The sequence below is a fragment of the uncultured Paraglaciecola sp. genome (assembly GCF_913058035.1).
Taxonomy (GTDB): Bacteria; Pseudomonadota; Gammaproteobacteria; order Enterobacterales; family Alteromonadaceae; genus Paraglaciecola.
In genome coordinates, this window is record NZ_CAJXPA010000132.1 from 1 (window position 1) to 12,781 (window position 12,781).

A 12,781-nucleotide genomic window follows, 5' to 3' on the forward strand; every position below is an offset into this window, starting at 1 on the left:
TAATACAGCCCTATCCATATATTGCCTTAAATTAATCACTAAAGCTGATATAAATACCTATACGACGATAAGATTGACCGATGTTTTCTGCAATATTCTTGAGTTCATTATCCACTTTCAAACCTTCCTCAAAAACAACGACGCTTTGTTCTGCAAACTTTTCTATCTTTGATGAGATCATAAGCTCCTGTTTTTCGGTCAGACCGGAATTAAGTGATGCTGTGCGAATATCATTTCTTAGATCATCAGCAAGTTGGAGTCCTTGACGTTTTTGATTCGTTTGTAATTCTTTGATTTTTATTAATGATTCATTAGTTTCAAGCATTAAAAGTTCTAAATCTTGGTTTAACAAAATATTCTGAATTCGACTCACAGCACCACCAAGAATAATAGTCAACTGATCACGCAATTTAGTCACTTTTAGTTCGTCTTTAGGCAAGTTTTTTATGAGTTGAGATATTGAACCAAAGCTCAAAATTAGTCGGGGACCTTGTTGATGTATGCGAAGTAGGTTATCTGTCACCTCAAAAACTTGTAATTCAATAGGTGGCACTTGACCAGAGCTAGAATGTTCAAAATTTTGATTAGGAGTTCTAATTTGCACAGTACTAGATAGTTCTAGTCGCGATGTTGTTTTCACAACTAACTCTGCTAAAGTTTCGAATGATTTACAAGCAAAGCTTTTTTGTAAAAAATCGATAATAATGGCTTGCTCTTCAGTATCCGTTATCGCCGCCATGGCAGCGTTTAGTGCCGTTTCCACTTTGTAGTCCGCTTCTATAGCGCGACCTATTTTTTTTAGAAGTTCTAAGGGCCATACAGGTTTGGTTAAAAAGTCTATTGCGCCGTGTTCAAAGGCTTTTAACTTCTCTTCATTGGACGAGCTTGCTGTAATAAAAATAATGGGTATGTTACTAGTCAGTGGATTAGATTTTAGCAACTTACAGGTTTCATAACCGTCCATATCAGGCATGCTCACGTCCATCAGGATCAGTTTAGGTAGATATCCGCTGTTACATGCTTGGACTGCATCTGCACCAGTTATAGCTGTAATTGTTTGATAATTACCTCGAAGCATTTCCGCTGTAACACATGAGTCAATTTGTGAGTCGTCAACTATTAGTATTCTTGGAGGACCTTGGTTTGGCATAAGTTTTGTTGCTCCTTTTTCAACAAAATTCATTGAATAAGAAAGTAGCACGTTGTTGTTGGTTCGACAAACAAGATAAATTTATAAGTATAGAGCTTTTAGAATTATGTTAATAATTATATGGACAATTCTATTGTGATATTACATTTTTAAGGTCGAGTGTTCTAAAAGTATTCGAGGAACTATATAGCTTTAGAGCGGTTACAAGGTATTTTATAATGAACTTTAGTGCTGACATTCGCCTTATTTACTAGGCCACCCATAGTAATTTGACTACCTATCAACACAAACTAAAATTAGTTCAGCAATTATATCAAAGGATTGATGTCATGCCCTAGCCTCGTAGTAGTCAAATTAATTTGTTGTATACCCCTTATTACCATTGTGTTTCCTGCTGTGTACTTTTCTATGTGGGTTTGATAAATATTTAGGTCAACGTTATGAACACCGCATATAGTGGGTCAAACAGGACTGTTGTTTTTATTTTCAGTGTTTTCCATAGATATTTGCACATATGCTGTGATGAGTAATCATGTACATGTGGTGTTACACGTAAACGTGAAACAAACGCAAGTTTGGTCAGACTATGATGTGGTTCAGCGTTGGCAACGCTTACATAAAGGTACATTGCTTACTCAGATGTTTGTAAAGGTGACACACTGAGCCAAGGTGAAAGACTGACTTTAGGTGACACCATAACTGAGTACCGTAGACGCTTACATGACATTAGTTGACTGATGCGCAACTTAAATGAAAACCTAGCCCGTGCCGCCAACAAAGAAGATGACTATACAAGTAGGTTCTGGGAAGGTCGTTTTAAATTACAAGCTTTATTAGGTGAAAGAGCCGTTATTTTGTGAACGGCTAATGTAGACCTAAATCCAATTTGCGCCAAGATAACGAATACACGAGAAACATCAGAGAAGACACATTCAAAGGTATCGCTTTTTCACTAAGGACTATTATGAGTTAGTCGACAACACAGCAGGTATCATCTGAAATGATAAAACGAAGCACATTAAGCACCGTACTCAACCTACCTTACGACGATTAGGTTTATCAGATGAACAATGGTTCACTCTTACGACAAAGATTGAAAAACACTTCTTTGCTGCGAGTAATCCCCAAACAAACCAATAAACACAGCTAGATAATCACCTAGCTGTATAACTTCGCCCAAAAATGAACTTTCACTCGATTTTCTTTTTAATTTTATGAAAGTAACTAAGCACTCCATATCTACCTGATACAAATCAACAATTTGTTGACGATGTATTTTGTTGTTTTCGGCAAGATTTATTATGGGTGGCTTGTTTAAAACCTTTGTTTAAAACCTTTGTTTAAGACCTTCTTGTTTAATACTTTTTCTAATAACTTTGTCTACTACTCCCTTAACATTTAAGGACTGCTGAAGTTGACAAACAAAACCTGATACAGCTTTTGTTCAAAGGTTTATGTTTCAAATTTTGACTTGCACTCATGTAAGGAGTTTTAAATAAGTGAATTTTAAATAAGTGAGTTTTAACAAACGTAATTACAATACGTGATTATGTTTGAGGTTAGAGTAGGTGCCTATGGAAGGGTAACGGGTTTTATTACATCTTATTATGATTTGATGATTTAGGCCTCGATCTATCTACTGATACGTTATAATAAATAATGTATATGTGATGAATTTCATCCGGGTAGTTTATTCAGTGACGGCAGAAATTAGCATTTATCAAATCTAATTGATGGCTTTAATCGAGAAAAGTTGACGCTAGTGATGCAAAATTTATATTTTTACAAGGCATCGTTTATGCAAACATAGAATTGCAATAAGAATATTCTAATGTAAGGTTAGGATTAAAGCTGCACTTAGCATTAAAAACACAAATAATGTGAACAAACAATTAGTAGTGTAAATCAGCATAATGATAATAAAGTATGTGTTATTTAATTATGTATAACAGTTCCTATATTTGATAGGCATGCACGCAAGCATGTAAAGCGAAGTTTTATAAGGAACAAAAATTCAACCAATGAACAAGAAATTTATCTACTTAATCGGATTAATATTGGGCATTTTTGCCTTTATATTAAATGCGTTTGTTGTAGCAAATATGGCTGGAGGTGTTCCCATTTATTTTGGTAGCGCTATTGTCTTATTTTGTCTTCTTGCCTTGCCTTTTCGAATCTCGGTATTAGTTTTATGTGCAAGCATGGCTCCTCTGTTAATTTATGAAAGCCCTCTATTTATTGGTTGGTTACATAGCTTGCAGTTTTTTGTAATTGTGACAATGCTTCACTTCAGAGTAAGATTTTTATCGGCTATTTTATTATTTTGGCTAGTTATTGGCTTACCTATAACCAGCATGATTGTTTATATTAATTTATCTCTAAGTTTCCAAGTATCTGTTTTTATTGCGTTACCTTTTATATTGAGTGGCTACATATGTGGAATGTCAGCCCTTCTTGTTTATTGGCTGCTTCCGATTAATAGTCAATTGAAAAAGTTTAATATCCTTCCTAAATTTTCGAGGCTTGTATTTGAGTTCAATCTTGTCAGCGTTATGCTGCCATTGTTTATTGTTGTGTTATTTTTTATCTGGCGTTCAACAGAAATTAGCGAGATTTCTGTTAGCCGAGATTTAGACAACGCTATAGAGGAACTTAATAGAAGTTCTATCGCATTACTAGGCAATAGAGTTCACGCATTAACATCAACTGCAGCACTTATAACCAATGAAAAAAATATTCAATATCGTGCCAATATACTTGATGCCGTCGCAAATACGACTACTAATATTGAGAGTATGGTTGTAACTGATAAAGACGGAATGATCCTGATTGCCGCTCCTGACCAGTATGCCGCAAAGTTGCCTAAACTGAATGATATCAATATTTCATTCCGCGAATATTTTCAGCAGACAAAAAAAAATAAAGAGTCGGTTATATCTAATGCAATTAAAGGAAGTGGTTTTGGTTCGCTAGATATTGTTGCGATTACTGCGCCTATTTTAACTGAAAATGGCTTTGAAGGTTTGGTACAGGCTGCTGTAAAACTTGATAGCTTAGTTGATCAAAGTGTCATTAATGCTATTCAAAATACCAAAATAGCCTTAATTGTGACTGATGCTAAGGACTCTGTAATTTATAGTTCACCAATATTTGGTTTGAAGAAACTCGCTCTTTTAGAAAAAAATATAGGGCAGGCCTCATATACATTCTCACTTCCCAAAATTACGATTTCTGATAAAGAATATTTGTATAGGGAGTTTTCGAATAAAAATGGTTGGAAAATTTATGCACTTACAGATCCCAGCAGAATATTTAAAGATACTAGCGCATATTTTATATTTATGGTCATCATATTTTTACAAAATATAGTATTTATCGCTATTTTCTCAAGAGGATTGGCATCAAATATTGTTGGCCCGTTGCGCAACCTAGAAGCCTTTATCAAAGGACAAAAGGAGCCAGAAAGACTTTTAGAAGAGGCGAAAGTAAGTCAGGAAATGTTTAACGTAACAGAGAATGTTATTAAGACCCAAAAAATTTCTGAGGACTTTCAACGTGAGTTAAAAGAACAAGTTACAGAAAAAACCAAAGAATTACAGGCGTTGAACGTAAAGATATTAAGTGTTTCAAGGACCGATTCATTAACAGGCTTATTTAACCGGAGAGCGTTTAACGAAAAAGCTCAACAAGCATATATGTTTTATAAGCGTAATAAAAAGTCATGCACACTAGCCTTCATTGACATTGACCATTTTAAAAATATAAACGACACATATGGTCATAAGACTGGGGATGAGTGCCTGGTTGATGTTGCTAATGTTATTGCGGATATGTGTCCTCGAGACACTGATATCGTTGCAAGATACGGAGGTGAAGAGTTTTTGATATTTTTTGCTAGCGATAAGCCACAACTTGATTTAGACCATATAAAGTCCATTCATCAAGCAATAGAAGATCGTCAAAAAATCTATACTGACAAACTTATTCAGTTAACCGTAAGTGTTGGGGTCGTTAATGTGGTGGACGATTTCTCTAAATCGATGGTTGACCTCATTTCTTTGGCAGATAAGCAGCTTTACCTGAGTAAAGGCAATGGGCGTAACCAAATAAATGTAATCACTATTTAACCTTAAAAGACCAGTACGACGCTTCATTTTAGCCTTTAAGTTCCGGCTATTCACTCAAAATGAGCTTGCTAAATGATTGAATTAAACATCACGGCATTTGTATTTAAAGATGAAGAGTTTCAAAGGTGAAGAGTTTCAAAGGTGAAGAGTTTCAAAGGTGAAGAGTTTCAAAGGTGACAAGCAATAATGAGAGGTAGTGGCAGCTCAGATCTAGTTTTATAACGATGAGAGCCATATCGTAGTTAATTCTGTGGTGATATTTTTATAAAAAATACCGCTATGTCAGCTGTTATGACCATCACTACGGCTACTGGCCTTTAATGTTTCAGGTATTTCGTAGTAATTTTCGATTGAGTGCACTTATCATTAGATTGCCAATCAATTTGCTCAGGGTTAATTGGATTGGTGTTCATTTGCATGTGACTAATGTTGCCATCGCTAAAATAAATGATTCTATGTGCGAGCTTTGTAATAGCTGCATTGTGGGTGTTGATAATACAGGTTGTGTCAAAATCTCGGTTAACGTTTAGCAGCGCATTTAATACAACTATGCCAGTTTCACTGTCCGAAGTGCCAGTGGGTTCATCACACAGTAATACCTTGGGTCGTTCGCAATGGTGCGGGTAATTACCACCCTTTATTGATCGTCTCCAGACCTTTTTGAAGAGAAATGATTGGCACTGTCTTTAAGTCCAATAATGTGTGATGCATCTATGAGGTGCAGTGGATTTAGAGAAATATCAGCGACTAAGGCCACGTTTTCCAATGCAGTTAATCTAGCAACAAGATAGTAAGCCTGAAACACAAAGCCAATATTTTACGTCGATAATAGGTCAATATATGATCGTTTAACCTCGCCAAGTCTCTACCTTGAAAAATACTTGCCCAGATGTGGGGTGATCTAAACGGCCAATAGTATTCAAAAAAGTCGACTTGCCGCTATCTGATGGACCAATCATAACAGCGAAATCCACCTCCGGTATATCAAGTGATGATCCGCGTAATGTGTGTACTGTATTTTCCCTTGTTACATGTATTTTTGTCAGTGATTTGGCTTGAAAGCAAAATCGATGAATTCTGTGCATAGTCGCTTCTCTAAAAATGCCCCATATAGCTTTAAGACATAATGACAGAACGTGTGGTCTCTTAATTTTTAGGTTCACATTAAGATTGATTCGACTTGTTTTTAATCTGTTACTGACGCATAAAGCTGATTGTTTCCATTTCTGCCACATCAAGTCTTTAACACGTGACAAGGTTTTTCTAAGTCATCGAAAAAAATTGAGCCTTATTTTTAAACAATATTGTTTAGCTGTGGTTAGCTAAGTTCTAAGTGGTTTTAGTATCAATAAGTCTTCCTCAGGTGATGTTTAGTTCTTTCAATATAGTGGGCTTTTAATATAGTGGGCTTTTAATACAAGTATGGATCGATCAGCACCTTTGGGTCACATTTGGAACACCTAAGGAAATTATGCTGTAGAGCTGATTTAAGTCGTTCTCACAAGTGAGTAATTGATGTTAAATCGGCAAGTAAGTTTTTACATAAAGTAGTTTTAGGTCCACTTTGTTAAAGGCAAGTATCAAATCAGTACAAGGGAAATATTATCTATAAGATTGAACGCTTTAGCCCTAATATTTTATGTTTTTTCATATAATTTAGATTTTACGATTAACTAAATCGTTTTTATTTAAAGCGCTTTTTGCAATTTTCTACATAAACTATATTCAGCAATTGCCTTAATACATTTTTTGATAAGTACTTTTTTAGAAAATTTTATGGCGATGATCCGTGTAAGTATAATTTCATTCTGGATAGAAATTGACTTCACTTTTAGTGTGATAATTAATTATTTCGTTGATATGGACCAACGAAACAATTAATTCTGGAGTATAAAAATAATGAAAAAACAAAAAATTTTAAAATCAACTATTGCTGGGTTTTTGAGTATGTCACTGATATCTGGTGGTGTTTTTGCTGAGGCTGCCGAAATGACTAAACCCAAAGGCGCGGTGGGTACAGGTATGACTAAAGAAGGACAGCCAAAATCAAATCAATTTTGGTGGCCAGATTTACTCGATTTATCTGCTCTTAGAAATCAAGATGCCAAATCAAATCCTTATGGAGCTGATTTTGATTATGCCGTTGCTTTCAGTAGGCTTGATCTAGACGCTGCAAAAAAAGATATTGATACATTACTTACCACATCACAAGATTGGTGGCCTTCTGATTTTGGTAATTATGGACCATTTTTTATTCGTATGACCTGGCATAGTGCAGGCACCTATCGAACACTAGATGGCCGTGGTGGTGCAGGTGGTGGTCAGCAAAGATTTGAACCGCTGAACAGCTGGCCAGATAACGGTAATTTAGACAAAGCTAGACGCCTTTTATGGCCTATTAAGCAAAAATATGGCGAAGCACTTTCTTGGTCTGATTTAATGGTACTTGCTGGTAATGTTGCTCTCGACAACATGGGATTCGAAACCTATGGCTTTGCTGGTGGTCGAGCCGATGACTGGGAGCCAGACTTGGTTTATTGGGGCCCAGAAATAGAAATGCTGGCCAGTGATCGCGAAGACATAGACGGTAAATTGCAACGTCCACTTGGCGCGACACACATGGGCTTGATTTACGTGAACCCAGAAGGTCCAAAAGGCATGCCTGACCCAATAGGTTCGGCTAAAAATATCCGTACGACATTTGCACGTATGGCTATGAATGATGAAGAAACATTGGCACTTATTGCTGGGGGTCATACATTTGGGAAAATGCACGGTGCACGAAAACCTGCTGAATGTTTAGGGCCGGAGCCATCTGCAGCCGGTGTCGAAGAACAAGGTTTTGGTTGGAAAAATAAGTGTGGTAAGGGCCATTCTGAAGATACCACTACCAGTGGTCTTGAAGGTGCGTGGACGCAGGCGCCCACGCGCTGGACATCTTTGTATTTGAGCAACTTATTGAATTTTGAATGGAAGCAAACTCGAAGCCCTGCTGGAGCTATTCAGTGGATACCCACTGATGAGTCCATGTACAACGTTGTTCCTGATGCACATATTAAAGGTAAGTCTAATGCTCCTGTGATGACGACCGCTGATTTAGCATTGAAGTTTGACCCAGAGTATAAAAAGATTGCTGAGCGTTTCTTGGCTGACCCCGAAGAGTATCGTTTAGCTTTTGCAAAAGCGTGGTACAAATTAACTCACAGAGATATGGGACCACCACGTAATTTCCTCGGCAAAGACGTACCAAAGGATATTCATATTTGGCAAGATCCTATTTCACAAGATAGCCGTTCTACCATCGATGCTGAGGCTGTGAAAAAGCTTAAAATTAAGATTTTGGAGTCTGGCCTTAGTACTGAGGAGTTAGTCCGTGTGGCGTGGGCTTCTGCCGCAAGTTATCGTGATACAGACATGCGTGGTGGTGCTAATGGAGCGCGGATTGCTCTTGCACCTCAAAAAGATTGGGAAGTGAATAATCCTGCTGAAGTAGAAAAAGTGTTAAAAGTCTTAAAGAATATTAAAGACGACGCTGCAAGTGGTTTCCTAAATAGTGACAAGGTGTCATTAGCTGATTTGATTGTAATGGGTGGTGCGGTTGCTATTGAGAAAGCAGCAAAAGAAGCAGGCTTTGATGTAACTGTTCCTTTTACGTCAGGCAGAGGCGATGCAACTCAAGCACAAACTGATATGAACTCATTTAGTTTACTTGAGTTGAATTCAGATGGTTTCCGTAACTACTTTGAATCTTCATATAGTAATAAATCACCAACAGAAATGCTGGTTGATAAAGCTGATCAGTTGGAACTAACGGTGCCAGAAATGACAGTGTTAGTGGGTGGATTACGCTCCTTAAACGCTAATCACAACCAAGCTTCACACGGCGTGTTGACAGACAAACCTGGCACATTAAGCAATGAATTTTTTGTTAACTTGTTGGATATGTCAACTGTCTGGAAAAAATCTGAAACTGATGGTGTTTACGAAGGTGTGGACCGTAAGACGGGCCAAGCGAAGTGGACCGCCACATCTGTAGATTTAATATTTGGGTCTAGCTCAGAGTTGCGAGCAGTAGCTGAAGTGTATGCCTATGATACCTCGAAGCAGAAATTTGTAGATGATTTTATCAAGGCGTGGACTAAGGTGATGAATTTAGATAGATAGTGTAGATTTTATTAGCAATGGGCTGAGGTTAAAAATTTAGCCACAGCCCATTAAATCTTCTACTTTTTATTCCATTCGATCAACATTTCTAGTTTTTCACGTTTGTCATCTAATCCACACATTTCATCGTAAGGTGTGCTCTGTTTTAACCATACTTCGTCAAAGCGTTTGTGGTGAAGATGCGCTTTTATCTCGTTAAGACAGTCAAAAGTCATAGGTTCATTATTATTATCTCGAACGATGTCCTGTTTTTCTTTTTCACCTACGGACGCCAAGTAGGTGCCACCTTCGATTGATTCAATATATAATTTCATAAAATACCCTTTGATGATGTTTTTGAACGAGGTCTTCGTTTATTTAGATCATAAAATTAAGCCACTATTACAAGGTTGGGATAGAAAATATAAGTTGGTATAATAGTAGGCCTGATATTGGGTTGTGTAAAATATGTTAAAGCGCAAAGTGCGACATTGCCTATCAAACCGTTACATGGGCAGTTGGTCGCTTATAGAGAGTGGTCATGAAAGCAAAAACTAGAAAAAGTTATTCCCATTATGTTCGAGCTGGTGGGGGAGATTATCATTGACGAGCTTCAAGCCAGTCACTATGCGATCCTAGAGCTTTAGTAAGTACATTGATACAAGGTATAAGGAATAGATATGGCGGGTGAGACAGATTTAGGTAAGTTGATCAGCTCAATGCAGCCTGTTTTGGGCGAGCCAGAGTATGTGTTTGCTTCATTAGATAGAGATAGCCCTATTACCGTTACTGCGTTAGCACCGCTTGGCATGTTTTACGAAAAAGAAGGTTTAACGGTGATTGTGCTAAAAAGCATTGCTGATATTTTAGGCATAACTTATCAGGGTGTTTATCAGTGCATCACGTTAAAGGTACATTCTAGCCTCGAGGCTGTTGGGCTTACGGCTGCGGTGTCCTGTGCATTAGCCAACGAAGGTATCAGTGCTAATGTAGTTGCGGCTTATTATCATGACCATATTTTTGTGCCCGTTGCTAAAGCAAATCAGGCTTTGTCCTGTCTTCTTAAACTGGTCACAGATAGTCATTGATATGAGATGAAAAAACAAACTGTTTGTATGCACTTCAAAGCAGGAACTAAGCCTTAAATTGTCAATGAAACCTGCCATATACAGTGTATCTGCCTAGATCATACTGATAGAGCTAGGTTAAATACACTGTAAGTAGCACTCGAATAACTTTCACAGTTCATGCTGTAGTTGTATTTACAAAGTGCCAATCACTCCTTCTCGACGTTTATCTGCTGCGCCTTCTAAGGTGCCATCAGGTTTACGTAAAATTACACTTAAACCTGAGTTTTCACCTCGAGATGCATCAACGTTAAGACCAAAATCCCGTAATGCTTTGATTAAAGAGTCTGGGGTGGTGTCTTTTTCTAATCTCACTTTTTCGCCCCGTGCCACCATGTTTGGCAAATCTACAGCTTGTTGTGGACTCAACCCCCAGTCAAATACACCCACTAATGTTTTTGCGGTATAAGCGATAATATTGTTTCCACCTGGAGAGCCGGTAGCCATTAAAAATCTACCGTCATTGTCTAACACTATGGTGGGTGACATAGATGAACGGGGCTTTTTGTTTGGTGCGACTGCATTAGCAATGGGTAAACCTTTGTCATCGATGTGTCTAAAGGAAAAGTCAGTTAATTCATTATTCAAAAACATGCCTCCGACCATACGAGTGGTGCCAAATATACTTTCAACTGTCGCAGTCATTGATACGACGTCACCTTGTGCGTCAACAATGACAAAGTGGGTTGTACCGTGTACGTCCTGAGTGGCGTCGGTCCCATTAATTTGAGTAGTGGTTGTGGCGTTGTATTTCCAAGGGTCTCCAACAGGAATAGACGGCATGGCTGCGTCTTTAGAAATCAGTGCCGCACGTTGTGCAAGATAGTCATGATGTAACAAACCCTGGAGCGGCACATCCACTTGCCGAGTATCAGCAACATATTGATCTCTGTCGGCATAAGCTAATTGTTGAGCTTGGGCAAATAGTGCCCAGTTCATTGGATCTTCAGCACCTTTTTCTGAGAATCCATGGCTGTTTTCTAATATGCCTAAAATCATACCTACTGCTACCCATGAAGAGGGTGGGGGAGCGCCACAAACTTGGACATCCTTATAAGGCTGGCATAAAGCGTGATGCTTGACCGCTTTGTAACTGGCAATATCCTCTACTGTCAGTCTGCCAGCACGGGGTGGACGCTGCACCATCTCGGCAATTTGTGCAGCGATTGGGCCTTTATAAAATGCCGATACATCTGCAGCAATCAGTTTTAATGTGTTGGCATAGTCTGGATTTTTTAATAAATGACCTACTGGATGGGGTTGGCCATTGTCACCAAAAAAATACTCATGGGCCTCGGTAGGCCCCTCTTCTTTGGTAGCTGGGATATATTTTCCATAGCGCTCTAACATGCCATTTAAACGAGGAGAAATATTAAAGCCGTCTGTTGCCAGCTGAGCGGCACGGTCAAACAGTGAACTCCATTCTAATAAACCTTGGTCTTCATGGGCAAGTGACAGCATTGCTAGTAGACCAGGTACGCCGGTAGATAAACCACTGTTTTTGGCATCAAGAAACCGCATAGGTTTGTTATCAGCATCTAAAAACATGTCAGCAGTGGCAGCAGCAGGTGCCGTTTCACGGCCATCAAATACAGATATTGCATTTTCTGAGGCATCAAAGTGCACCATAAATCCACCACCAGCTAGGCCAGAGCTTTGTGGCTCTACTAAACTAAGTACCGCTTCAATAGCGATGGCGGCATCAACAGCAGAGCCACCTGCTCTTAATATTTCTAATCCGGCTTCAGTAGCAAGTGGATTCGCCGTGACTACCATCGCAGGTGATTTTTTTTCTTTCGTAGGCGTGTTTTCACTAGCACAAGCCATAAGGCTAGCGAAGATAAACAGACACAAAAAACTGTATTGATACATAAGATGACCTTTTAAAAATTAAAGAATGATTTCTGCAAAATAATTTAAATTAAGAAAAACAACAGTGTTTGCGTTAGAACCAAAGAAAACTATATGGATGGACTTTACCGTGATATGTCTTATTTATAAACTAATCAATCACTACTGCCAGGCTTGTTTGGATCAACAGGTGTGAAAAAATGATAAGCTGTTGTTTATGGTGAATGAACCTTTGTCATTATAACTGCTGTATAAAATGATAGATCTGGGGCTTAACTTCAATATTTTTTAGCAGGATATTTAGTGACTTAATCAAAAGAATGTGAGCCCGACTAAAACATTCGAACGCTTTAAAATTCATGTTTGACTGAGTTAAATAATCA

At 38.1% G+C, this 12,781-nt stretch carries 8 protein-coding genes; 4 read left to right on the forward strand and 4 right to left on the reverse strand.

The window, feature by feature from the left end; translation table 11 throughout:
- Positions 1 to 31: 31 nt before the first annotated feature.
- Entirely contained in the window at positions 32 to 1,150 is a 1,119-nt protein-coding gene (locus tag QZ562_RS15385) for a response regulator (RefSeq protein ID WP_293761886.1), read from the reverse strand.
- A 737-nt stretch (positions 1,151 to 1,887) separates the two neighbouring features.
- Here QZ562_RS15385 and QZ562_RS15390 point away from each other — a divergent pair.
- Entirely contained in the window at positions 1,888 to 2,010 is a 123-nt protein-coding gene (locus QZ562_RS15390) for a hypothetical protein (RefSeq protein WP_293761888.1), read from the forward strand.
- 1,161 nt (positions 2,011 to 3,171) lie between these two features.
- Positions 3,172 to 5,277 (forward strand): diguanylate cyclase, encoded by a 2,106-nt coding sequence (locus tag QZ562_RS15395; RefSeq protein ID WP_293761890.1) that lies wholly within the window; start codon positions 3,172 to 3,174, stop codon positions 5,275 to 5,277.
- 848 nt (positions 5,278 to 6,125) lie between these two features.
- Here QZ562_RS15395 and QZ562_RS15400 read toward each other — a convergent pair.
- Positions 6,126 to 6,362, reverse strand: coding sequence for an ATP-binding cassette domain-containing protein (locus QZ562_RS15400; RefSeq protein ID WP_293761892.1), 237 nt, complete (start codon positions 6,360 to 6,362; stop codon positions 6,126 to 6,128).
- A gap of 814 nt (positions 6,363 to 7,176) precedes the next feature.
- On the opposite strand from QZ562_RS15400, the gene katG reads away from it, so the two are divergent.
- Entirely contained in the window at positions 7,177 to 9,441 is a 2,265-nt protein-coding gene (gene katG, locus QZ562_RS15405; RefSeq protein WP_293761894.1) for a catalase/peroxidase HPI, read from the forward strand.
- A 59-nt stretch (positions 9,442 to 9,500) separates the two neighbouring features.
- Here the strand turns inward: katG and QZ562_RS15410 are convergent, their stop codons facing one another.
- Complete coding sequence (locus QZ562_RS15410; RefSeq protein WP_293761896.1) at positions 9,501 to 9,755, reverse strand: DUF6482 family protein; 255 nt, start codon at positions 9,753 to 9,755, stop codon at positions 9,501 to 9,503.
- A 345-nt stretch (positions 9,756 to 10,100) separates the two neighbouring features.
- Between QZ562_RS15410 and QZ562_RS15415 the strand changes: the two genes are divergently transcribed.
- Entirely contained in the window at positions 10,101 to 10,508 is a 408-nt protein-coding gene (locus QZ562_RS15415; RefSeq protein WP_293761898.1) for an ACT domain-containing protein, read from the forward strand.
- Positions 10,509 to 10,682: 174 nt separating this feature from the next.
- On the opposite strand, the gene ggt is transcribed toward QZ562_RS15415, so the two are convergent.
- Complete coding sequence (gene ggt, locus QZ562_RS15420) at positions 10,683 to 12,419, reverse strand: gamma-glutamyltransferase (protein WP_293761900.1); 1,737 nt, start codon at positions 12,417 to 12,419, stop codon at positions 10,683 to 10,685.
- Positions 12,420 to 12,781: the final 362 nt, after the last annotated feature.

Excerpts from the sequence above, each read along its gene's own strand:
- QZ562_RS15390 (WP_293761888.1), top strand. The coding sequence starts at position 1,888 with ATGCGCAACTTAAATGAAAACCTAGCCCGTGCCGCCAACAAAGAAGAT.
- QZ562_RS15415 (WP_293761898.1), top strand. The coding sequence starts at position 10,101 with ATGGCGGGTGAGACAGATTTAGGTAAGTTGATCAGCTCAATGCAGCCT.
- ggt (WP_293761900.1), bottom strand. The coding sequence starts at position 12,419 with ATGTATCAATACAGTTTTTTGTGTCTGTTTATCTTCGCTAGCCTTATG.
- QZ562_RS15400 (WP_293761892.1), bottom strand. The coding sequence starts at position 6,362 with ATGCACAGAATTCATCGATTTTGCTTTCAAGCCAAATCACTGACAAAA.
- katG (WP_293761894.1), top strand. The coding sequence starts at position 7,177 with ATGAAAAAACAAAAAATTTTAAAATCAACTATTGCTGGGTTTTTGAGT.
- QZ562_RS15410 (WP_293761896.1), bottom strand. The coding sequence starts at position 9,755 with ATGAAATTATATATTGAATCAATCGAAGGTGGCACCTACTTGGCGTCC.
- QZ562_RS15395 (WP_293761890.1), top strand. The coding sequence starts at position 3,172 with ATGAACAAGAAATTTATCTACTTAATCGGATTAATATTGGGCATTTTT.
- QZ562_RS15385 (WP_293761886.1), bottom strand. The coding sequence starts at position 1,150 with ATGCCAAACCAAGGTCCTCCAAGAATACTAATAGTTGACGACTCACAA.